This is a genomic window from Butyrivibrio hungatei, from assembly GCF_900101605.1.
Lineage (GTDB): Bacteria > Bacillota > Clostridia > Lachnospirales > Lachnospiraceae > Butyrivibrio > Butyrivibrio hungatei_B.
On record NZ_FMUR01000011.1, the window covers coordinates 82,917 to 107,828 of the forward strand.

At 40.3% G+C, this 24,912-nt stretch carries 18 protein-coding genes; 2 read left to right on the plus strand and 16 right to left on the minus strand.

The window, feature by feature from the left end; genetic code table 11:
• The 10 genes from BLP87_RS09920 to BLP87_RS09965 form a co-directional block, all read right to left on the minus strand.
• The gene (locus BLP87_RS09920; RefSeq protein WP_074462566.1) at positions 1-1,560 is read right to left on the minus strand and encodes an HlyD family secretion protein; all 1,560 of its coding nucleotides are present in this window, start codon (positions 1,558-1,560) and stop codon (positions 1-3) included.
• Positions 1,557-2,498, minus strand: coding sequence for a carbohydrate ABC transporter permease (locus BLP87_RS09925; RefSeq protein ID WP_083334560.1), 942 nt, complete (start codon positions 2,496-2,498; stop codon positions 1,557-1,559). The genes BLP87_RS09920 and BLP87_RS09925 overlap by 4 nt, the downstream gene beginning before the upstream one ends.
• 8 nt (positions 2,499-2,506) lie before the next feature.
• Positions 2,507-3,427 carry a carbohydrate ABC transporter permease gene (locus BLP87_RS09930; RefSeq protein WP_330390038.1) on the minus strand — a complete coding sequence of 307 codons (921 nt, stop codon included), beginning with the start codon at positions 3,425-3,427 and terminating at the stop codon, positions 2,507-2,509.
• Positions 3,424-5,631: a hypothetical protein gene (locus tag BLP87_RS09935; RefSeq protein ID WP_074462567.1), complete on the minus strand. Its 2,208-nt coding sequence runs from the start codon at positions 5,629-5,631 to the stop codon at positions 3,424-3,426. Before BLP87_RS09935 ends, BLP87_RS09930 begins: the two co-directional genes overlap by 4 nt.
• The gene (locus BLP87_RS09940) at positions 5,603-6,508 is read right to left on the minus strand and encodes an ABC transporter ATP-binding protein (RefSeq protein WP_074462568.1); all 906 of its coding nucleotides are present in this window, start codon (positions 6,506-6,508) and stop codon (positions 5,603-5,605) included. The genes BLP87_RS09935 and BLP87_RS09940 overlap by 29 nt, the downstream gene beginning before the upstream one ends.
• Positions 6,505-6,891 carry a GntR family transcriptional regulator gene (locus tag BLP87_RS09945; RefSeq protein WP_074462569.1) on the minus strand — a complete coding sequence of 129 codons (387 nt, stop codon included), beginning with the start codon at positions 6,889-6,891 and terminating at the stop codon, positions 6,505-6,507. The genes BLP87_RS09940 and BLP87_RS09945 overlap by 4 nt, the downstream gene beginning before the upstream one ends.
• A gap of 211 nt (positions 6,892-7,102) precedes the next feature.
• Entirely contained in the window at positions 7,103-8,161 is a 1,059-nt protein-coding gene (locus BLP87_RS09950) for a glycosyl hydrolase family 18 protein (RefSeq protein WP_083334561.1), read from the minus strand.
• A gap of 33 nt (positions 8,162-8,194) precedes the next feature.
• Positions 8,195-10,054 (minus strand): polysaccharide deacetylase family protein, encoded by a 1,860-nt coding sequence (locus BLP87_RS09955; RefSeq protein WP_074462571.1) that lies wholly within the window; start codon positions 10,052-10,054, stop codon positions 8,195-8,197.
• Between the two features lie 9 nt (positions 10,055-10,063).
• Positions 10,064-11,953, minus strand: a complete 1,890-nt coding sequence (locus BLP87_RS09960) for a glycosyltransferase family 2 protein (RefSeq protein WP_074462572.1) — start codon at positions 11,951-11,953, stop codon at positions 10,064-10,066.
• Between the two features lie 14 nt (positions 11,954-11,967).
• Positions 11,968-15,078, minus strand: a complete 3,111-nt coding sequence (locus BLP87_RS09965; protein WP_074462573.1) for a polysaccharide deacetylase family protein — start codon at positions 15,076-15,078, stop codon at positions 11,968-11,970.
• 203 nt (positions 15,079-15,281) lie between these two features.
• Between BLP87_RS09965 and BLP87_RS09970 the strand changes: the two genes are divergently transcribed.
• On the plus strand, positions 15,282-16,022 hold the full coding sequence (locus BLP87_RS09970; RefSeq protein ID WP_074462574.1) for a LytR/AlgR family response regulator transcription factor: 741 nt from the start codon (positions 15,282-15,284) through the stop codon (positions 16,020-16,022).
• Positions 16,022-17,356 carry a sensor histidine kinase gene (locus BLP87_RS09975; RefSeq protein ID WP_074462575.1) on the plus strand — a complete coding sequence of 445 codons (1,335 nt, stop codon included), beginning with the start codon at positions 16,022-16,024 and terminating at the stop codon, positions 17,354-17,356. Before BLP87_RS09970 ends, BLP87_RS09975 begins: the two co-directional genes overlap by 1 nt.
• Before the next feature lie 64 nt (positions 17,357-17,420).
• Here BLP87_RS09975 and BLP87_RS09980 read toward each other — a convergent pair whose 3' ends face one another.
• From BLP87_RS09980 to polA, 6 genes are read right to left on the minus strand one after another with little or no spacing between them, the layout of a single operon-like run.
• On the minus strand, positions 17,421-18,785 hold the full coding sequence (locus BLP87_RS09980; RefSeq protein ID WP_074462576.1) for a PFL family protein: 1,365 nt from the start codon (positions 18,783-18,785) through the stop codon (positions 17,421-17,423).
• A gap of 12 nt (positions 18,786-18,797) precedes the next feature.
• Positions 18,798-19,070 (minus strand): ACT domain-containing protein, encoded by a 273-nt coding sequence (locus tag BLP87_RS09985; RefSeq protein WP_074462577.1) that lies wholly within the window; start codon positions 19,068-19,070, stop codon positions 18,798-18,800.
• A gap of 15 nt (positions 19,071-19,085) precedes the next feature.
• Positions 19,086-19,883, minus strand: a complete 798-nt coding sequence (locus tag BLP87_RS09990) for an MBL fold metallo-hydrolase (protein ID WP_074462578.1) — start codon at positions 19,881-19,883, stop codon at positions 19,086-19,088.
• A gap of 12 nt (positions 19,884-19,895) precedes the next feature.
• The gene (locus BLP87_RS09995) at positions 19,896-22,064 is read right to left on the minus strand and encodes a cell division protein FtsA (RefSeq protein ID WP_330390039.1); all 2,169 of its coding nucleotides are present in this window, start codon (positions 22,062-22,064) and stop codon (positions 19,896-19,898) included.
• Positions 22,061-22,702 carry a dephospho-CoA kinase gene (gene coaE / locus BLP87_RS10000; RefSeq protein WP_074462579.1) on the minus strand — a complete coding sequence of 214 codons (642 nt, stop codon included), beginning with the start codon at positions 22,700-22,702 and terminating at the stop codon, positions 22,061-22,063. The genes BLP87_RS09995 and coaE overlap by 4 nt, the downstream gene beginning before the upstream one ends.
• Positions 22,689-24,887 (minus strand): DNA polymerase I, encoded by a 2,199-nt coding sequence (polA, locus tag BLP87_RS10005; protein WP_074462580.1) that lies wholly within the window; start codon positions 24,885-24,887, stop codon positions 22,689-22,691. Before polA ends, coaE begins: the two co-directional genes overlap by 14 nt.
• Between the last annotated feature and the right edge of the window lie 25 nt (positions 24,888-24,912).

Genomic DNA, 24,912 nt, shown 5'->3' on the forward strand with positions numbered 1-24,912 from the left:
TTATTTCTCTGCAAGTCTTACCTGGTCGCCCGGATCTATTGCCTTTGAAGCTGTTGTAATAATACTGCAATATTCGGGAAGATTACCTTCAATAGCCGTGTTTTTTGAATCTGAATCAAGAGTATTTACATCAACCTTCGTCGCAATATATCTGTTTCCGAGAGGTGAGTTTTTCTCTGTAAGAACAAGAACATAACTCTTGTTGTCTCCGCCCTTGACCGCATTGTTTGGAACGATCATATCGTAATGCTTTGGCTTTTCACCCATCTTAAGAGATATTTCCTGACCGGGCGTAACCTCGGGGCTTTCAATCTTAAAGGTCAAAACCTTCATATTGGCGGGGTCTTTTTTGTCATTCCTAATAGACTTAAGTATCGCCTTAAAGGAATCCGGTTTCTCGAAGCTGTATGGATTTGTCAAAGTAGCAACATTTCCGACTTTCACTCGCTTTGCCTGCTCTGTCTTTACAGAACACTCAAGTGTCATATCTTTTCCGTCAACCTGAATGACCGCAACGGGCTCTTCGGCATTTGTCTTTTCTCCTGCCACTTTATTTATACTTGAAATAATTCCGTCTACAGGTGCCTTAATGGTTGCTCCCGTTGATTCAGCCTCAAGTTTTGCAAGCTTAGCCTTTGACTCTGCAATCTTATCTTTTAAATCTGTAAGACCGATCTCCGATCCGAGGCTTGCAAGCACTTTCTCTTTTTCTTTTGTGGCAGCTTCAAGCTCAGCCTGGGTTCTTGCCTTTTCTGCCGTAGCTGCGGCAAGCTTCTTCTGATTGTCCGCATCTAGCTGAGTTCCGAGGTTGTTAAGCTGGCTCTGATCTTTTGTAAGCTCATCAACCTTCTTCTGGAGATCTTCAATTCTGTCTTCATCTCCGCGAGCCTGCGCATCCGCAAGATCTGCCTGAGCCTGCGCAAGTGTATATCCCGGAGTTGCTGCGTTATAATCACTGTCTGCCTTATCCGTAGTTGCTTTCTGCGTAATTGCATCAATCTGTGCCTGAGCCGCACGGTCTGCATCAAGTGCCGCATCATATCTGTCCGTTGCAGCCTTTAACTCACTCTGATATTTATCATGTGATGACTTTTTTCCTTTGCGGACATTTGTGATTACATCATCCGGCACATTTCCGGAAAAAAGCTCCGTATCATATTTAAGTTCAAGCTCATCAAGCTTCTCTTTCTCTGCAAGAAACTCTTCCGACTCGATATCATCAAGATAAAAGAGAATATCATCCTTCTTTACATGCGCGCCTTCTTTTACCGCAACACCGGAGATTTTTCTTGATTCCTTCACCGTTACTTCATAAGGATCTTCTGCAACGATCTCTCCGGATATCGGAATTTCCTTAACTATCTCTCCGCTGTCAACCGAAACTGTTGCAACCTGGGCAAGCGAATAGTTCATAATTGTATTTGAGAAAAAAGTCAGCGCAAGCATAATGCAAAGAAAAACAATGGCTATGTTCTTTACAATATCTTTTTTATCCCTTTTTTTACCTTTATCTTTGTCTGTATCCTTGTCTTCAACCACAAGCTGATTTTCGTTATTCATCCCTTGACTCCTCCTTGGTAGGAAATGCCCTCCACTAAATAATCTTCGCCGTACAAGAACAATAACAACGGCGGAATCAAATAAATTATCGCAACTGCGAATGCAAGACTTATCTCACCCTGATTGATCTTAGACAAAAATACCGAAAGCGGATGTTTATCCGCATCCTTAAGCAAGATAAGAGGTTGCTCGACCATATTCCAATAGTCGAAAAATACCAATATCATAATTGAAGCAACTCCGCCCTTACACAGCGGAAACTGTATCCTGGAAAAGATTTCCCATTCACCCGCTCCGTCTATCTCTGCCGCTTCCGTAAGCTCTTTCGGAACTCGCTTCATAAATTTCGTAAGAAGATATATCGCAAACGGTGAGAAAAATCCCGGAAACCAGATTGCCCAATTTGTATCAAGAATCCCAAGGAAATCAGAAACCAGGTAATTCGGAACAAGTGTGACCTGATACGGCATAAGCATCAATATGATGTATATAAAAAAGATCACTTTTTTTGCCCTGCTCTCATGCCTTGAAAAACCATAGGCCGCAAACGAAGCCAGTGCAAGCTGCACGAAAACTATCGGAACCGTATATATCACCGAATACCAGAACTTGAAAAGATATTCGGGGCTCTTTAAAAGAACTGTGAAATACTGATTGAAAGTGACCATGTCCGGAATAAACTTAAGATTCACAGTCTTTGAAATATATGTCCTGGCACTTCCGTCACTTTTGTTGTAATTATCGAAGACCGAACCGTAGTTTGCATTTATCTCCGTCGCAGCCATAAATGAATTGGTAAACGTAAGGAGCGTCGGCATAATAAAGAAAAATGCAAAAACAATCGCCGCAACCGTTACTATGATCTTCTTTGTCTTATCTTCCAGTTCTTTTTTCTGTTGTATTCGTTTTCTGTATATTTTGCTAAACTCATTTTCCATATAAGCTGTTATCCCTCGACGTCTTTACCGTATGAGTCCTCAAATTTAAGTAAAAAGTATATGAGTATCGATACTATTATGAACATAATGATCGCCGCAGATGAAAGCATCTGATAATCCAGCGATGCAAACTTATTGTTCATATAATGCTGCAGCATATAAAGCGTGTCGTAAGGATAGTCCCCCGTTAACAGGTATATTTCCCTGAAAACCTTAAATGAATTGATAAGTGACATTATAGTCACGAACATTATTGTAGGTGATATAAACCTAAGCTTCACATGCCAAAATATCTGAAATTTACCGGCACTTTCTATTCTTGCAACTTCTATAAGTTCCTTCGGAATACCTCCGAGTGCCGACATAAACAAGATCATGTTGTATCCAAGGTTCTTCCACAAGAAAAGCGTCAGCAAAACAACATATGCCTTATCCGATTTGAGCCAGTCTGTCTTGGATGTATCTCCAAGTGTTGCCAGAACATTGTTTACGATTCCGTTCTGATGAAACATTACCTGCCATATAAGAACTATCGACGCAGTCGGAACCATAAGCGGGCTTAGGAATGACGATCTGAAAAAACTCTTAAACGGAATCCTCGATTCCATCACGACAGCAAGTATCAGCGATAACAAAACCGCAAGCGGCACTGCCGTAAAAGAAAAATTAAGAGTATTAAGTCCCGCTTTCCTGAATGCTTCATTATTCCAGACATTAACAAAGTTGCTGAATCCGACAAACTCTTTCTGTACCGGATTATTCATAAATGAATAAGCAATGATAACCATGAATGGCGCCACGAAAAAAACAAATACGCCGATCAGCGAAGGGAGAAGAAAGAACCATGAAATAAGTTCTCTCTTTCCGACAGTCTTTACTCTTTGCTTCGGTTGTTTAATTCTTTCGGTAATTAAAGACTTTATCCTCACTTATTTAAATCCTCATAAATGAACTCGGGAACAGAACCTTTCTTAAATGCAAAATTACATTCAAATATATCCCTATATTTGTCATCAAAATATAAATTGAACTGCTTATCAACTTTATCGAACGGATACTCCCACTCCGCATAATTTTCATATGTACAGTTGTCCAATATTTCTTTTATCTTATCTTTATCTGTATATGTTTTGGATTGAAAGCCATATTCCCTTGTCCCATAAAACCATTTAAAATATAGTTCCATTGCCTCATTTTCAGACATTTCGGCAAAGTTATATCCCGGAAAATAATTATCAACCGAAAGTTCTTTTATCATATCAAAAGGATAATCTTTTCCGCCATAAAGGTCATTTTTCTTCAATACATCAATTACATGCGTAAAGCTTTCATAAACCGGAAAATTACATGATAAAGTAGGTCCACAAGTTAAGAATAACTCACCTATAGCACTTGTATCTCTGATATATGAATACTTGTAATTTTCCAAAACATCCTGTTTGTAGGCTTCAACAACATCATAAATAACAGAAACATTATTGGTACTTTCATCACCCCCGGGGAATGAACAGGACAATGATGAATTTGCCATTGTCAGATTCTCAGTAGTGAAAATCCCCTCATAAAAACAAGGGGCATGTCCTTTTATAAATTCTTCGCTTCCTGTAAGCTTATCCATAAGCGCCGGATCTATATCGTAAGGAATTATGATATCACGATAGACTCTTCTTCCGTCTTTTAAATTATAGAGGACCTTTTGCTCCCAGCCATATTTTTCAGCCTTATCAAAATCTCCGTTACATTTTCTGGCACATTCCATTCCTTTTTGAACAACGGGAATAAAAGCATCCATATCCGTGATCTTCATATTGGAAAAAGAATACGAAGACCAATCTATTCTGGAATCAAAATTGTAATAATACTTGTTGTCATACATTGACCCGAAATCGTCGTAAAATAATGCTGCGCTTTCAACAGATGACGCACTTGGAACATAACTGTCGTATCCAAGAAGGTCACCTTTGTATATGAAAAAAATCAGTAATAAGATAGCCATCGCCATTAAAGTCTGACGTTTTCCTTTTGCAAAGCTCTTAATATCGGAATCAAGACAGATCTCAATAAGTGATCCGACAAAAACACAGATTGCCAGCATCCCAATGCAAAGAATGATATAGAGCTTTCTGCTCCATGCCGAATCCAAGATGGAACGAATAACTACCATTCCCCCGAGCGAAGCAATCACACATACAAGAACCTTACAAGCCCATCTGACAGGTCTGAAGATGACAGTTTTGCCTACATGCTCTGCCCTTCTGTGCTTATATACGAATACAACGAGAACAGTCGCAATAACAGCCGTTACTATCATATCTATGTCATATCTGACTGTTTGAAGATACGTATTCATGACCGATGAAACATCAAATACCTTATCAACAGAATAAAATCTGAATTTATTCATTATGATATTCGCCACACTATGCACATCATTACAAGGCGACAAAACTGCGGTGTTTTCAGACAGTTCACTTGCTGTTGAAAAGAACATGCGATTCAAATAATGAAACTCTTCTCCCAAAATATAGGGAAAATAAAGCATTATTGCAGTCAATACAAGTGCGATCATCCTTGTTCCGCACAATAATATTGCAAGAGTTGTAATAGTAAAGCACGTATAGAAAAATATGATCATTCTCACCGTCTGAATAAGAATTGCTATTATAAGTGCGGTATTTATAGCACCGAACGCTGCCGCAATAAGAACAGCAACAGCCTCAACGCCAAGAAATATAGCGATAAAGTTGTTAACGGCAACCATATATGCGCTTTGAATTCTTCTGGCACTTGTAGTTGGCAGACTCAAATAAAAATCAAGCTTACTCATACTGAAAAGATAAGAAAACTTTGTAAATGCATATATTATTCCGAGTGCACCGATCAGAACATAAAACATTGATCCAAGTCCCAAAGCGTGCATAACTACCGATTGCTTTTCAAACAATAACTGAGCTGCATCCTGCTCATGCTCAATTCCATAATGATGCGATCTGATGAACCACAACACCATAGGCACAATAAAAGCTATAAACATAACAGGAGCCACCAATATATATGACCATAAGCTCTTATTGCTCATAATATTTTTATTTGCTTTAACTTTATCAACCCATGATGAATTTGCGGATGTCATATCCAACCACCTCCGTCTCACTGATAAATATTTCTTCCAATGTAAGCGCTAACATTTCAAAGAAGACCATATCCGCACGCTTAAATGCATTCTCCACATCTGTTCTTTCTCCTCTGACAGTTATGGTATGGAGTCTTCCACGTTTATCATGTATAAGCACATCGAGTCCCTCAAGCGCTTTCTCTTCATCTTCATCTGTGTTGAATACACACTGAATTTTTTGCATATTAAGCTTCATGTCCGAGATATCTTCCGACAAAATAACGCCGCCCTTATGAAGAAGTCCCACATGATCGCATATATCCTCAAGTTCTCTTAAATTGTGTGAAGCGATTACGGGAGTAAGACCTCTGTCTTCCATCTCGGCAGCAAAAAGGCTCTTTACTCCCTGTCTTACTACGGGATCAAGTCCGTCAAAAGTCTCATCGCAAAGAAGGTACTTTGTTCCGGCGCATAATCCCAATAAAATTGAAACCTGCTTTTTCATACCTTTTGAAAAAGTATTTATCTTTCTGTCCTTATCAAGGCCAAAGCCAGTCAAAAACTTATTAAACTTCTCTTTATCAAAATTCTCATATACCGATGCATAAAAGCCTGCCATATCATCAGGTGTACTGTTTGGGAAAAAATACTGATCGTCCGAAATATAAAAAACATCCTTCTTCACATCAGGATTGTCATAAACAGGCCTGTTATCAACACAGACAACACCCGAATCCGGTTTGATAACTCCTGCAATTATTCTTAATGTTGTACTCTTTCCTGCCCCATTTGTCCCAACAAGACCAAAGACTTCTCCGTCAGCAATCTTAAGTGATACATGATTGACAGCTTTGATGTCATCAAATGCCTTATTAAGCTCGATTAACTCAATCACGCCTTTCCATCCTCCTTCTTAAGCTCGGCTATCCTCTCATTTATCTCCGATAATACTTCGTCATAGGGAATCCCGATACCGTTTGCTTCAACAAGCAGATCAACGATCTCATCAATCACTTCCTGCTTCCTTGTAATTTTAAGCGTATCATCACCTTTGACAAAGTTTCCCCTGCCTTTAACAGTATAAATAAATCCCTGCCGCTCCAGCTCCGCATATGCACGCTGAACCGTATTGGGATTAGTGGAAAGTTCCATTGCAAGACTTCTGACAGAAGGCATTTGCTCATCAGCCCGGAGTATACCTTTAAAAATCTGTATTTTAAAACTCTCGACTATCTGCTCATAAATAGGTCTGCTGTCTTGGTAGTCTATAATTTTCATAGTTCTCCCATCCGTCAATAATTTATGAAATAATAAAATATCACAGTAAGTGTACTATTCAACTTAGTACACTAAAATAATATCATCTCATTTCCAATATTGCAACTACTTTTTTTGCACTAAAATAGTCATAAAATCGCCATTAATAGACTTACTTTTAATGTCGGTTTTATGACTTTTTCATATCGTTTTCCTGTTTATCAATTTACAATTATAAGTTTCCGCCAAGTCGCCATATCGAAAACTTTTCGCATCCGGCTTCTTTGGCTGTACTTATCCAAACTTTAAGAGTTTCCTGATCTGCGTACCATACCTCGTGCTTTTCACCAATATCATCGGTATATTCAAAATGAACCGCACTGCTTTCAGGGTCTCTTACAATCTCGCCGTTATATTCTTCACAGATAGAGACTGCATTTGCGTAATTAACCTGTTTTACAGAACCGTCCTCGGCAAAATCAAATCCTCCCGTTGCAAATGCCAAATTGGTCTTTCCTTTAAGGACGGTCATCTTCTCATACATATCCTTGATGAATGTCACATCTGCTTTCGGCCCCGGCTCCGTTCCATAGCCTTTAAGGTTGTAACACATCATCACATATTCCGGATATTCAGGCCATTCAAAGCTGTCTATCGGCGCTGATGGCTCAAATACGACCCTGAGCAGGAGTCCCTCTTTCGAAGCCTTTTCTGACAACACCTTAATAAATTCATTAAAGTGCCCCCATAGCTCAGTGTCTTTTTTGATAGCCTCATAATCAATCTCAACTCCGCCAAGACCAGATTTCTTGGCGAGCTTTATTACATTGTCCGCGTGCTTCTCCGCAAGGTTACTACTCCCCAATATCTCATACAAAAGCTCTGTGTCTTTCAGGGATGAACCCTCATCAAGCAACTTATCATTAACTATTGTAAGAAATGTTGTCTTTCCTTTTAAATAACCCGACTTATCAAACTGCTCTATCTTGTCCGTAATATTATCGGGAATAAACATCTTGCTGTGCTCGTCAAAATATGCCGCAAAAAAACATATCGTGCCAAGATCGTCGCCTATAGCCGCAAGCTCTTCATCAGCAGTGTCATTGTCCCAATAGGGGTACCATACAGACGCATCTTTGGCTTCATCCCCATTTTGGCCGTCGTGCGCAGCGTATTCAGTTTCATTTCCCATAGCGATATCCTTCTTATTATCTGTAGTGTCCCCACAGCCACAGAATAATCCGAAACTCAATATCGCCGCCGAAAGAACTGCATAAGCTTTTTTATTCATAGTCTCCCCTATTCGTTGTCAGGCTTCTTCCAATCAAATATTTGTAATAAACCAGTTTATTACCGAATTAAATATCTGCTCAGCTTTTCTCTGAACATTCTGCACACCTTTAAGAACATTGGTGTACAACACTGTGCCGTTATCAATATCTTTTACGGTTACTTTCTCAAATACTCCGTCATAAACATCATCGGCAATATTTCTCTGACTGTAACCGTATTCTGTCCATGCGCTCTTTAAATAAACCGCTCCTGCGCCTACTTTCTTAAGCTCATAATTTTCAAATACGACTTTGTCATCGACTTTAACAGTGATCAAATTGTCAATAAGCGTTATATCAAGCTTTCTGTTTCCTTTATCTCCGATCTGGAATGAAGGTCTGTATTCTTCCCCACCATCTTCCAGAGTTTTGACCTTTGCTCTCTTGGCATTGTTTGAAAGCTTTGAGTACTCCTCTGCCTCTTTGTGACTTGATGCATATCTGGCAAAAGCTGCATACTCACCTGCAAGAGAATTTCTCATATCTTCTTCAACGGAAATCTTTTCTTTTCCGTCAAAGTCGTAAAGGTCGACATCCTCAAGGATTTCTTTACCGTTTACAAGATAGAGGTGATTGTTCATAAGTCTGACTTCCAATCCGGCGTCAAGCTTACTGTTTGCCTTAAGAAGGACAGACTGACATCCAAGTACATTTCCTTTAAGCGTTGCAGACACTTCAACATTTTTAATGTTTTCGCTGCCTTTTAATTTTAAGATACCCATTTCCTGCGGAAGAGATGTAAGCGCAATAATTTCATCATTCTTCCTGTACTCGGCAGCTCCTTTTTCAAGCTCCCATGAATTTGTTGAGTCACCATCCCCATTGATGAACTCTATATTTTTCTGATCTTCCTCGGGAAGATCGCTCTTAATCCTCATAAGCAGATGGTTTGTATACCAGCTTGACTGAGGTTCAAGACGTGTGAGATCGTAAATGCTGTTCTTTCTGTTATTGAGTGCGTAGCCCTCTCTGTTGAAGTTCATGTTGAAAGTGTTTCCGATTGCTTTCTCATTCACAGCACTTACTTTGTCATTTTCACCAAACTTTCCGGTATTTGAATGAAGCAGCACATAAGCGCCCGGAACTTTTCCAAGCCCTTTCGTGTACTCGCTCTTCATAAGTCCGTACTCGCCAAGGATCCTCTTTTGCATCTCGTTGTAAGATTCCTTCGGAACATCATTTTCATCTCTTATATAGTCCATAAGATAATGATTGTAATTTCTTCCAAAGAACTTACTCATTGCTGAATACTCTTCACTTGAAAGTTCTCCGATATATCTGTTGTATCTGTCGAATACATTTATATATCCAAGTCGGTATCCGTTACTTCCAAGTTCCCAGTATGTGCTCTCTTCAAGTCTCTTAAGCTCATCCGGCATAAGAAAAAATGCATCTCTTCTTCTGAATTTCTCGGCATAAGTAAACATTGTAGCCTTAAAATTATATTTCTCCATTATCTTCTGTGAGAAGATAGCAGTGTCATTCCTACCGTCCTCATACATAAGGAAAAGAGCCTTATCGGGAAGAGCGATACCTTTGTTGTAATAGTTGTCGATGTCATTTTGCGTAATAGTAACATATCCGCTCTTCTTAAGAGCATTCAGATGTTCATCCAGCCTGTCGACACCAATCCTGGAACCGTTACCGTCCCTTGCAACACCGGAATATGAAAGAGCTATAAATCCGTGATCCATACGTGAAACCACATTGGTATCCAAAGGATTATACGGTCTGTATGTTGTAGAAGTCAGCAGTGCGTTCAATACAAAAGCCAAAAGCGCAAGCAGAAGTACAAGCTCCAGTATCGAACGTATCAACTTCTTTATATCTTTTGATGATTCAATCTTATACATATTTCCACCTTATTCCACGTTCTTATTATCTGATGACTTTTTCTTGCTTTTTTGTTCCTTGCGAAGTCGCTTTTTTTCAGCTTCTTCAAGGTCACTTGGCGTCATTCTTGTTCCCCATGTGGACTTCCAGAATGTAAACCATGCAATAGGCATCTGCCACAAAAGAATAAGCTCATAATAAATGCAGAATAAAAGGCCATACGCCCAGGTTGAGCTCTTTCTGAGAAGCATCTGCGACATACTCATCAGGAATGACATCAGGAATAATCCCAGTAAAAATGCAGTCGGGAAAATGTGTTGTGTCAAAGGTACATATACAAGGTTGTAAAGAACCACTAAAGGAGCGGCTACGGGAACCACAAGTCCCATATAGAATCCTATCACCGCGAAAGGTTCTTTCTTCCACATAAACGAAGCGGCAATAAGTGATTCTCTAAGCCACGATCTCTTCCATCGCATCTGCTGTTTAAGGAAAACAGAATGCTTGTTGGGAACGATCGTTGAGCAAACAGCCGTATCCTGATATGACGTTCTGTAGCGTCTTAGGATAAAGTTTGTCATCGCTCTGTCATCACCGAACGTAGCTCTGTGCCCCAGGAATCTCTGGTTCATCCATGCATCCTTGTTCGCAAGGATGATCTCCTTCCTGTAGCATGAAAGAGGTCCCGAGAGACATGTAACCGAATCAAACAATCCTTCGGCCGCTTTCATAACTCTAAAAGCAATGTAATATCTGACACTCTGCATCTTGGTAAGTGCATTTGTGTATGTATTGGCAACATCAGTTCTTCCCGCAACGCCTCCCATCTTGGGATCTTTGAAAGGCTGAACCAGATGTCTTATGGCATAAGGATCGAGGAAGCTGTCGGAATCAACAAACACAACAAGCTCATGTTTTGCAAGTTCCGATCCTCTTACAAGAGCATCTCTCTTTCCGGCGTTCTTTTCCTGTACACAGTAGGAAATTCTGCCTTCAAGATCGTATTTACCGCTTGCCTCTTTCTTTAACCTTTCGATTGTTTCTTTTATTTTTTCAACAGACTTATCCGTCGAGCAGTCATCAATTATTATGACTTCGAGCTTATCTATCGGATATTCCTGATTCACACAGCTCTCAATCGTTCTTCCGATCCATTCTTCCTCATTAAAGCAAGGAATAAGGATTGAAACACCCGGTGTGAAATCGGGGTCCACTTTCTTCGGTCTGTAAAAAGCACCGAATACATATCTACTTAAAAGGAACACTGCCGTGATCATACTGTACAGATACAGGAGCTTATTAAACTTAAAGTAAATGACGCTCTCCGCTCTCATAAGGATGATACAGCTGATCGTAAACGCGATAAGGACAACCGAAGACATAAACATGAATCTGTCCTTATTCGCAGCGGCATAATTATGAAGCTCTTTGCCGAAATTTATTCCAATCATGAACTTGCCGTCGGAAGTAATGAAAGTGCGGACAACTTTTACTTTCTGCCTAACCCGCATCTCATTACCCTCAGGCATACTTCCGGGAACAACCCTGAAGTCAACCTTGAGCATCGTCTTAGTACTGAGGGCACTAAATTCCTCTCTGCCAACTTCAACGAGCATACCGGTGTTTGATATATCAACAACCTTGCCCACTCCGCTGACCTTAGGCCCCTCTTTGGAGTAGCTTCTCATATGTACAGGGAAGCCTGTAACATATCTTACGCCCGACTTACTCTCTTTGAGAAAAGCCTCGTAATCATTATTTTTATTGTCGTTACTGTTTCCTCTTCGTTCTGTATTAGTTCTTTTGTTTGTTGAATCCGGAACATGTGAAAGAACTCGTCTGTCCTTCTTTTCAACAGTCATAACGTCTTCTTTGTTTACAGAACCCTTTTTCTTTTTGAACTTATCAAGAAATTCCATCTTTTACCCCTCAATCATCTTAGGTAATCGTCAAGTCTGCCAAAATTGTAGCCCTGAGCTTTCCATTCCGGAATCATGATATCAAGTGCCTCGGCAGTAAACTGTGCATTGGGTGACATATGTAAAACGATACACGAACCGTTTCCTATAGTCTCTGTTCCATACCATGCGCTCTTGCCGTTTCGCAATATATTGACAACTTCATCAACAGAGCTGCAGTTATAGTCCCCCGAGCTGAAGTCTCCGCTGACAATATATGTAAATCCTACATCAAAAATGTTCTCCATTGCGATTCGGCTCATTGCAAGTGTCGGTGGTCTGTAAATTGTCGAAAGCGCTCGCCTTCCGTCAACCACAACGTCTCCGCAATATTTATTAAGAGTCGAGTAGCTGTTTACAACGTCAGCTCTGAGTCTCTTACCGGCTTCCTCACTGATTGACTCGTAGGTATAGGTACCATCCGGATTCTGTGTCGAATTCCATGCAACCATGTGAGAATTCGAATGTGATCCTATCATATGTCCGTCAACCGCGATTGCCCTTAAGAGGTTCGGGTTGTCAGCAACGTTGTTTGTTCTGACAAAGAAGTTTCCTTTTACTTTGTACTTATCAAGGACATAAAGAAGTTCATTTATATCCTGTTCATATCCCCAGTCATCAAATGTAAGGAAGATGACTTTATTCTTGGAGATCTTACCTGTCTTGTCGTAAGTCTTCATTTCATCCTCGGTAAATCCGGGGATATATGTAACATCGGGATTTCCAATGTAATGTCCTGCCATATAGGCATTCTTTGTAGCATTATCGGGAAGTGCCCCAACAATATTGTTGTTGTTTGAAACAATCTTCTGCGAGTTCTTTATAGGTGAATATACATACTGTGAAGATGCAAGTTCAGAGAAGGTCTTAACGGTATATGCCGTCGAAGCCTGCTGCTTTCCGTATACATCTTTATAAGTAAGTGCATATATCTTTGTCTCAATAAACTTATTGAGAAGTTCTGCAAGAAGTGTTGTTCCGTCACCGCCGGCAGCATCCTGGTCTGCGGTGTAATAATTCATATTAAAGTAGATAACGCTTCCTCTGTGCGCCTCAACCTTCTTTGCAAGTGTTGTATAGAAGCTTAAGTCTACCGCACTTCTGTCCTTAGACTGAACCATTGAATACTCATATCCCGCAAGTGAGCATCCGCATGAAGCAACAGCTTCCTTTGTATCCTTGGTGGGAATACCGTAAGGCTGCATAACTACAGAGACTCTTACGTCATACTTCCACTGTGCATACTGCTGAGCACCGAGTATATATCCGGCAACTTCGTCGTAGCTCTGGTCGACCTGAGAATTGCTTACATATGCAATACCAATCTCATTACCGCCGTTAAGGATCTTGGTAATTGATTCTCCGCATCTGCTGAGTTCATCAGGTGTCACAAAGAATGTTGCTTTATATCCGTTTAACTTAAGTATTGAAAGAACGTCGTTAAGAACCGCCTTATTGGAGATTCCGTAGAATGTCATTGTTACCGCTCTTTCGGATGTGTATATATTCTTTCTCTCCTGAGCAAGTCTTGCATGGTTTTCCATTCTCAAACTCTCAAGAGTTTCTTTATCTGTAACCGGAGCACATGTAGACGAACGAACAAGTTCAGTTATATCTACAATCTGCTGATTTTTGCCTGCTGTTGAAGAAATATAGGCATTAAGCTTCTCCATCTCAAACTCTCTTGTAAGATCGAAGCAACTGATATTTCCTTTTTCGGGGATTGCATCATTCTTGGGTGATACAATATCAAGTCCCGCAACTTTTGCGGCAATTCTGAGATTTTCGGTTATCTCGCTCTCATCCTCGGGCATGTAATATTTTGCCTTAAGTCCGTAATTCTTCTGAATACTTCTGACAGAAGTCTTGAGGTCTACATAAATATCATAGAATTCTTTATTACTGATATTTCCTCCCGTAGTACCTCTTGTCGCTATTGAAAATCCCGAATTAACGATTTTCTCAACAGCCTTAGGGTTCTTCTCTATATCTTCCGAGCTTACAAAGAAAGTAGCTTTTGCACCTGCTTTAATAAGAGCTTTTGTAATGGCATCAACGCTTTCAACATTCTCAGGAATTCCGTAGAAGCAAAGACCTGTAACATCCTGCATTGTTGCAACTTCTTCATATACTTCGGCTGAATATCCGCCTGTCTCTTCATACAGCTGTCTTACATACTCTTCATCATTGAGAGCTTTGAGCTTATCAAGTTTAACGTTGTCAATGCCCTGTGTCTGCATGGCATCAAGAAGCCATCCTACCATGGTAACAACATCTCTCTTGTCTTCATCTTCCTCTGATGACGAAACTATGGTCGGCTGCACGTCAATAGCAGGGTCCTTGTATTCAACCTTCGGATCAACCTCAAGAGATTCCACGTACTCATCAAGCTTGATAACGAGAATTCTACCGTTTCCCTGTTTTGAAACATATTCGAAAGTATTCTGATCGTCTCTGAAGCTCTTTTCATTAAGATAACTTCCCGAACTCGGCGAAACCAGCTTGCTGTAACCGGATGCGGATGCAGCCATACATATCGTGTCATTGTAATATGTGGTATTAAGCATCATCTTATCGGGTGGAACGTCCATTAATGTGGAAAAAACTTTTCTGGAATCAGAAAAATTGCTGACCATATCTTCATCAGACAATACATCAATTGAAGAATCGCCGTTAAGACCATTGTCGATAATGTCATGTCCTTTTTGAATTATAAGATCGATCAAAGCATCATCTTCTGCCGCCGTAGCCGCAGTTATTGCGAATGTGGCCTTGATATTTTTCTCATCGAGGATCTGAAGTATTTTTTCTACCGTAACAGAATCCTTTGCGCCTTGAAAAATCAGGCAAAAATTCTTATTGGTCTGAGACTTGTCATCACGGATGATCTTGGCAGGCTCACAACCTTTATTGAATTTCTCCAACGCAATTTCATGCTCATTTGTTGCATCATAAGAAAGTCTCTGAATCTTCGTAAGATCGATATCAGAAACCGTTTCAGAATTTTCTCCGCAGCCTGAAAGGCCTGCAGTGCCGATGGCAGCAACAAGAGCGAATACAAACAGATTTTTAAATCTTCTAAACATAAGTGCCCCTCTTTGCATAACTATATCGCTCATTTAAGTCAAACCGTTTGCCGTTGACGTATAAAATTTTATTGTCAACGCGATTTCGAAGCAATATTTATGTCATAAAATGTTTTTTTTTGGCATAAGATGCATTATAATATTATAATCTATTATGAAATATTTTTCAAAACGCTAATTTTATGACGGGGAATTATTGTTAAATGAATATTGCAATTGTTGACGATCTGCGTTCTGATGCAGATCAGCTCAGAACTATTCTTATGAGTTACGCTTACGAGAACTCACTCGATCTTTCTATCGAAGTCTTTTCCGGAGGTGAAGAATTTCTATACGAGTACAAAAAATATAATTATACTTTGATCTTCATGGATATTTATATGAATGGCATTTCAGGAATCGAAACCGCAAAAAAAATACGGGAAACCGATACCGATACCGCTATCATCTTTCTTTCGACCAGCAACGAATTCATGCCGGAAGCATTTAGTATCCATGCCTACGATTACATCTCAAAACCTGCCGAAAAAGGCAGACTCTATAAGGTAATGGATGATTTTCTAAAGAAAAAAACAATGACTGAAGATGTTCCTTATCTTTTCTTTACATATGAAAAAGATAACGTATCCGTGCCGTATTCAGATATCGCACTTATCAGATCGATCGGCCACTACAACGAGATCATCCTCAAGAATCAGAGGACATATAAAGTAAGAATGACTTTTTCAAGGATCTCGGACATTCTGACCGAAGACATCAGATTTCTTCCTGTTATGAGAGGAATCCTGGTAAATATGGACTATATCACTTCGTTAAAAGACGGAAGCTGTTATATAGCCGGGGATATGCAGACTCCCATCACGCTCAGAAAAGAAAAACAACTTGAGCAGATCTGGAAGAATTATATCTTTAATAAAATTAGAAACGAAAGTGAAGTTATCTGATGAACGCCTTTAATTTTTTGAATATGTTTTTTTCAAACCTCATTCTTATTCCGGCACTTATCATGTGCTACCTGCCGTTTAAGAATAACCTGAAGTACCGGACAAAACCGCTTTTTATCGGAATGAGCACTATTACGGTAATACTGTCCGCACTGTTTTCGTTTATAACACTTACACTTGATGCAAATAAAGCTTTTACATTTCTTTTATTGGTTTTCATCTTGTATTTTATCTACGAGCAAACTCTTGTTGCAGATCTTGCAAAATCCCTTGCGATCTACCTTTGGATGTGTGCCATGATGTCTATCATTATAAATGCGGTGTATGGATATGACGCTATCGTAAACCCTGCGTCCGATTCCGACAGCTTCAACATCGAGACTACATTTATACGTGTTACGCTGAGTTTCTTTATCCTTGCTATTTTCTGGTCTCCTCTTTACGACCACGGAAGCAACCTTGTCGATACGCTTACAATATCCAAGATATGGATCATAACAATGCCCGTGTCTGTAATATTTATGGCAATAAGCATTCTCATAAGACCTGGAAAATATAGTTCACTCTACATCGATGATATTTTTTCAACCTATTGGGGACTTCTGATCGGAATGTTCTTTGTATTCATTATTCTGACGGTTATCTTCTATAACATAGTATTCGAGATAATGAACGCCGTTAAATATGAAGAAAAATATCATATCCTTCAGATGAAAGAGGCACAGTATCTAAGCCAGCAGAGCTACATCGAGACCACAGCAAGAGTAAGGCATGACTTTAAACATACCATATGCCTTCTTGATTCTCTCGCAAACAGCGGCGATATAAGATCAATCAGGGAATATTTAAGTAATTATATAGACAATATGCCCGAGAGCGAGATCAGATATTACTGCAAAAACAATTCGTTGAACGCTCTTCTAAACCACTATATGAGGCAATGCAAGAGTGAAAAGATACAGTTTAACTGCAAAGTCACTCTTCCTGCAAAAGAGATAACGATATCAACGATCGATCTGTGCAATATAATCGGAAATCTTCTTGAAAATGCCGTTCTTGCCTGCAGAGATCTTCCGGAGGAAGACAGAAAGATAGATATAAAGATTCTTGAAAGAAACATGAGTAATCTCTATATAGTTGCAACCAACAGTTTCAACGGCTTTGTTAAGCAAAAAAATAACACCTATATCACCACCAGACGTTCCGGCAACGGTATAGGGTTAAAATCAATTAAATCCGCAGCTGAAACATACGGTGGTTCAGCCGATTTCAGAAACAGCGAAAAAGAATTTTATTCAAACATCATTATTCCTTTTAACCTCAAATACTCTTGATAAAAAACTTCCCGAAAGCCACATTATAATGGTTGCGGGAAGTTTTATATTTTTGTTTTTATTCTTAATTCTTAAAGCTGTGTACGGGTGCAGGTATTCTTCCGCCTCTGTTTACAAAAGCATCGCATGAGAATCCATTTACGGGCATTATGGGTGCATATCCCAAAAGTCCGCCAAATTCAACAGTCTCTCCTACTCCCTTTCCGATAACTGGAATAAGTCTTACCGCAGTTGTCTTCTGGTTGATCATTCCAATAGCCATTTCATCGGCAATAACACCTGCGATAGTTGTATCTTTGGTATCTCCGGGAATTGCGATCATATCAAGACCGACTGAGCATACACATGTCATAGCTTCGAGCTTTTCAAGTGTAAGAGCTCCCGCTTCCACTGCATTTATCATTCCCTGGTCTTCACTTACAGGAATAAATGCACCTGAGAGTCCGCCTACATATGAAGATGCCATTACGCCGCCTTTTTTAACCTGATCGTTCAAGAGCGCAAGTGCTGCAGTTGTTCCGGGTGCACCGGCATGCTCAACACCTATCTCGTGAAGGATATCGGCAACGCTGTCTCCGATAGCAGGTGTGGGTGCAAGTGAAAGATCGATGATTCCAAAAGGAACACCAAGTCTCTTTGATGCTTCTCTTGCAACGAGCTGACCTACTCTTGTTACCTTGAACGCTGTCTTTTTGATAGTCTCGCAAAGGATCTCGAAGTTCTCTCCTCTTACCTTTTCAAGCGCTGTCTTAACTACGCCCGGTCCACTGACACCGACATTTATTATTCTGTCAGCTTCTGTAACACCGTGGAATGCTCCCGCCATGAACGGGTTGTCATCTGGTGCATTACAGAACACAACGAGCTTAGCACATCCGAGTGAATCATTTTCCTTGGTTGCTTCTGCTGTATCTTTTATAATTGTTCCCATGAGACGAACGGCATCCATATTGATACCTGTCTTGGTGGAACCTACATTTATTGATGAACAAACAAGGTCTGTCTGAGAAAGCGCAAGCGGGATAGACTCAATAAGAAGTCTGTCTGCCTGTGTCATTCCCTTGCTGACAAGTGCCGAATATCCTCCGATAAAGTTTACACCGATCTTCTTTGCAACTTCATCAAGAGTCTTTGCTATCTCGGCAAAATCTTCCTTTGTCTTACATGCCGCACCGCCAACAAGAGCGATGGGTGTAACGGATACTCTTTTGTTTACGATAGGGATACCGAACTCTCTTGAAATCTGGTCTCCCGTCTTAACAAGGTCTTTTGCCGACTCATAAATCTTATTGTATATATTCTTCTTGAGTGTTTCGAGATTGGAATCGATACAGTCAAGAAGGCTGATACCCATTGTAATTGTTCTGACATCGAGATTTTCTTTCTCGATCATTTCATTGGTCTCGATGACCTCTTTTGTATTTATCATTAAGTTGTCTCCTTAAATTCTATGCATGGAATCAAAAATTTCTTCTCTCTGGCACTTGATAACAACGCCGATATCTTTACCGAGTTTCTCGAGATCGTCGGCAACCGTATTGAAATCTTTGGATATTCCTTCCATAGAAGCGATCATCATCATATTGAAATATCCGCTTACGATAGTCTGCGAAATATCAAGGATGTTTACTCCCGAATCTGCAAGATATGTACATACCTTAGCAATAATTCCCACTGTGTCCTTACCAACAACTGTAATAATAATCTTATTCATATTTCCTCCACTTATTTAAAATTCGATAACAGGCGAAAGCTCCGCTCTGTCTGCAACCATCAAAGGGAAATCACCGCTTGAATACGGATTGTCTCCCATATCGATCTCAACGCTTACCGTCTTGTAAGCAAGATCGGGATGATTGTTATCTTTTGAAAGATGTCCGAGAAAAACTCCCTTTATCTTATCATTTAAGATCTTGCAAAGAAGCTCTGCGCTCTTTGCATTGGAAAGATGCCCCGTATCGCCCAAAATTCTCTTTTTGAGCATATAGGGATAACGCCCTGCAAGAAGCATCCTCTCATCATGGTTTGCTTCCAAAAGAAGTGCGTCACACCCCGAAAGGCACTCAACGGTATAATCCGTATAGCAGCCAAGATCGGTCGCAACGCCTATCTTTTTATCCCCGCAATATATCCTGTATCCGCAGGGTTCAAGAGCATCGTGTGAAATTGTCATGGGATTTATTATCATATCTCCGACACACAGACTCTTATCCGCTTGAACCGGACAGAATACGGAACCTGTCATCTCATTCTTTTTATCACTTTTCCTTATTCCCTGTATCGTACCTTCCGTGGCATATACAGGTATGTTGTATCTCTTAAGTATCGTATGAAGAGCCGCTATATGATCCACATGCTCATGTGTCACAAAAATAGCATCGAGGTCATCAAAACAAATATCAAGCTTATTAAGCCCCTCCCCGATTCTCTTCATACTGATTCCCGCATCGATCAAAATGTGAGTGTTGTCAGATCCGACATAGGTACAGTTACCACTGCTTCCACTGGCAATACTGGTAAAACGCATCAACTAGTCCCCTTACTTCCAATATACTTCTATCTTGTCACCTTCGTGGATAGACTGCAAGTAATCGGGAGTCTTTCCGTTTAAGGTCGTAACGATTGCTCTGCCGTTTGGCCTTGTGAGGTCAAAATCGATAGAATCGAATATGTCAACAAACACGTACTCCGACTTACCGTGAAGTGTAACTGCTTCGTTATTAACCAGAATATGAATGTCTCTTGCAAGGATATTCTTAACAGAGTCTTCGCTTCTGCGATACTCACCGTCATCATCAGGAAGATCGTCATATCCAAGCTGATCGCTCTGACCGTCAAATTTTCTCACATCATAGTCATCGCTCTCATATGCCTCTTCATTTGCCATACTTACGGCAACTTCATCGGCATCGGGGAAATCCCTGTAATATTCCATGATAGCTTCTTCTCTGTCCTTAAACTCAACCTTGAAGTTCTCATATACGGGAGTTGTTTTGTCACCGTGTTCATTATTAACGATTATATACGTATCTTCAGTAATTTCAATATCCATTAAAGCAGCAACCTGCTCAACGGTATTATAATCGAGTATCTGAATGTCATCACCGTTCTTAATATTGTAAAGCGCGGTCTGAGGTTCACCGTTTACAGTCGCAAATCTTGAAGCCTCGACATTTACGCCGTTTACATTTACAACAAACTTAGTCTTAAATTCAGGAATATTCTCGATAACAGCCTTTCCGGGCTCGCCTGCCGTTGAAGGTGTTACATCGATAATATCATTTGCGCGGATCTTTGAATGAATATCCGCAGCTTTGCCGTTAAGTGTAATAACAGCAGCTTCACCGGGCTCGCCTCTAGCAACTCTCTCTTTTCCGTTGACGAGATATCTGAGTTCTTTTCCTCTCTTGGGGAAAAGATCTTCATTCTGGAATGAAGCCTGCATAGCAGCGTCAATAATCTGAAGTTTGCCGTTATCGTAAATCCTTGTCTGCTCGCCGTTAAACGAAACAAATATAATGTTGTTTGCTTCCTCGTAGTAGCTGATACAGATACCAAGCGGTGTTACAAGAAGAGAATCTCTCTCTATTCCGTCGTTGTTAAGGAACGTAATGCTCTTCATTACTTCCTCACCTCTTAAAGCAACACGCTCTTCGGGGATATCCATTTCTCTTGCTATAGCCTTGGTATATCCGGGCACGCATCCGCCGCCTCCGACTACGAACACGGCGCTAACCGGCTTATCACCGTTCAATCTCTTGATCTCTTCTGCTGCCTTCTTCGCCATCATATCAACCTGAGGTCTTATGATCTTGGCAATATCCTTAGCCGTTATGGTCTTACGAAGTCCCATAATATCAATGAAATCAACTCTGTCGTTATGACTTGCCGCAATCTTAATCTCATCGGCCTGGTTAAAGTCAACAAGACAGTGCTGAGCGATTATCTCGGTTATATCATCACCCGCGATAGGAAGCATACCATACGCGGTTATAGAACCGTCATTGGTAACGCAGATATCGGATGTACCCGCACCGACGTCAACAAGTGCAAGATTGAGCATTCTGAATCTATCGGGAATTGCAACCATCATAGCAGCTATAGGCTCCAAAGTCAGGTTTGCAACGTTAAGTCCCGCTCTCTCACACGCTTTGTAAAGTCCGTCTACACAGTCATCCGGAAGGAAGGTCGCAATAAGTTCAACACTTACCTTACCCGCATTATGTCCTTCAAGGTTTGCAATCTGATATCCGTCCAGATAATAATGCATTACGGAATAACCTACCAGATAAAACTTAAGGTCGGATGTGTTCTTTTGAAGAAACTCCGAATAAGCCTGCTGAACCGCAGCAGAATCAAGATTATATATATCTTCATCCGTGATATCATGTGATTCCGGATATTCATACTCATAATTTGTTCTGACAGTACGAAGAACACGTCCGGCAGCCGCTATACAAACATCCGTAAGATGTATGTCGGTCTGCTGTTCGAGTTTTTCTTTTACAACTCTTATCGTAGCACCAACCTTACCGATGTCATGAATCTGTCCGTCCAGCATAGCTCTTGTTTGGTGTTTCTCGACCGCCTGCGCAATAACATTAAACTGTCCGTCATTCATGTATCCGACAGTTCCAACCACGCTTCTTGTTCCGATATCTAGACCAAATACCACTTTCTGATCAGTCTGTTCCAAACTTGCCATCATACTCTCCACTCTCCAAGTTTACTGTTAATTTGTTCACTTGCCGATTCTAAATCTTTACTGTTATCAATAACAAAATCCGCATTTAGTCTGTATGTCTCATCATTAAGCTGCTGAGCAAATATTCCGTCAATCTTTTCGTCTGAATAACCTCTTGTATCTTTGAGTCTCTTTCTTCTGGTATCCTCATCGGCATAGATATACCAAAGCTCATCGACAATATTTTTATATCCATTTTCTATCAAAAGAGCTGCTTCAACAAAAACAAAATCGATTCTGTTTTTGAGTCTCTCTTCATCTACTATATTAATAATAAAGGTATTTACTGCAGGATGCAAAATTTTATTCACTTTTTCAAGTTTTTTTACATCTCCGAAGATTGCTGTCGCCATTTTGGCCTTATCAATCTCGCCGTCTTCGCCCAGTATTTCCTGCCCGAGAACCCTCACGAGTTCATCATATGCGGGATACCCCTTTTTCTTTATCTCGTTTGCAACGTCATCCGAAAAGACAACCTTGCAATTGTAATTATCGCTTATGTATTTAAGCACAGTGCTCTTGCCGGCACCTACGCCGCCCGTAACACCGATAATGTTTGTTCTTCCTTTTTGTATCTTATTCTGTAAATTACTTTGATTCATACCAGTCGTTTCCGATATGGCAGTCAACTTCCATTGGAACCGAAAGATCTGCCGCATTCTCCATCTCTTTTGTAAGTATTTCCGTCACTGTATCTTTTTCATCAGGTGCCGTCTCGATAACTAGTTCATCGTGAATCTGAAGTATAAGCCTTGATTTAAGATTCTCTCTCTTTATCCTGAAAAAGACATTTATCATGGCAATCTTCATTATATCTGCAGCCGTTCCCTGAATCGGAGCATTCATCGCAACTCTCTCGCCAAACTGCCTGAGATTATAGTTAGACGCTTTAAGTTCGGGAATGGGACGTTTTCTTCCAAACAGTGTATCGCTCACTCCGTCTGCTTTGGCGCTTGCGATCACTTTGTCCTGATATTCCTTAACGCCGGGATATGTCTCAAAATATTTATCCATATACTCTTTTGCTTCGCTTCTTGATATGGACAGATCCTGGGACAAGCCAAAAGAGCTGATTCCATATACAATACCGAAGTTGACCGCCTTGGCGTTTCGCCTCTGAAGCGGTGTGACATCTTCAAAAGGAACATGAAAGACTTTGGATGCCGTGATCCTGTGAATATCTTTGCCCTCATGATATGCATCGATAAGCCCTTTATCTTCCGACATATGCGCAAGTATCCTAAGTTCGATCTGAGAGTAATCCGCATCGGCAAATACGTATCCTTCCTTTGGTACAAAGACCTTTCGGATAAGTCTTCCTTCTTCGGTTCTCATGGGAATATTCTGAAGGTTTGGCTCTGTAGAGCTTATTCTTCCCGTAGCCGTTATCGTCTGGTTAAAGCTTGTATGAATCCTTCCGTCGCCGGCGATATAAGCCGCAAGTCCGTCCGCGTATGTAGACTTTAATTTTGCCAGACCTCTGTATTCAAGAATGTCCGCAACGATCTTATTATCGGGAGCAAGCTTTTCAAGTACATCGGCAGCTGTTGAATATCCCGACTTTGTCTTCTTCTCTGCAGGAAGTCCCAGCTTTTCAAAAAGAACTTCGCCAAGCTGCTTCGGACTGTTTATGTTAAACTCACATCCTGCTGCTTCGTAAATTACCTTTTCAAGCTCCGAGATCCTTACTGCAAGCTTGTCCGAATACGCTTTAAGCTCATCTTTCTTTGCAATGATTCCCTCTTTTTCCATAGCAAAAAGAATGTATGAAAGAGGCATCTCGATATTGTAAAAAAGATTTTCCATTCCGGTCTTTGAGAGTTTCTCTCTTATAAGCGGCGCACAAGCTTTGCAGATATAAGCCGCCTTACATGCATAATCAGCTATCTTGCCCGCATCTGCTTCTTTTATCCCACTTTTACCAAATATATCATTTCTTTTTTCAAAAGGAATCTTAAGATATTCTTTGGAAATATCCTCAACACTGTAATCGTTCTTGATAGGATTGCACAAATAAGCTCCGATAAGAGTATCAAAGCACTTCGGAGAAGTCAGATATCCCGTATCTTCCTTGTCATAACCCGTAGTTCTTTCGCTTATCTCAAACGGCATAAATAAGTCATATCCGTCTTTTATATCAAATGTGGCAAGTGAGCAGTCTTTGCTAAGTTCGCTCAGCTTGTTTCCTATGTACGACTCGGTTATAAAATTCTCTAAAGGAATATATATAACGTTCTTTTCACCATAGCAAAGCGCTATACCGAATGTGTCTTTTTTCCCTAATGATTTATCTGCCTCACGCTCTCTCATTAGGAAATATCCGATGTAATTATCTATTGCCCCTGTTCCGTACTCATGAGCTTTTTTGAAAATCTCTTCAACTTCGCCCAGATCTGACGTAACGGAAATATTAAGTTCAAACTTTGGAACTACGGAAACCTTACCCGTAGGTGACAGTTTAAGAAGTTCACCTTCAAGATATGCGATCAGTTCAGGTGATGCGGATTCTCCATTTGATACATCCAAAAGTCCCGGAATTTCGGCACCTTTAAGAATCTCCGCAAACTTTTCCGTCTGATCCACAACCGCAGGTGTATACTCAGATTCATTATCTCTTTCAAAAGAAAAAGCAAAAAGAGCTTCTTCATTTTCTGAAAGCATGCTCTTTAACTTATATAATGCACCGTAAACGCCACTGATATTATTTCCGTTCTCATCGGAAAATACAGGCATGGCGTAAAATGCATCCTTTATGAAATTTGTAGCGTCAATAACGTTAATACTCAATGACTTTTCCCCAACATAATGCTTA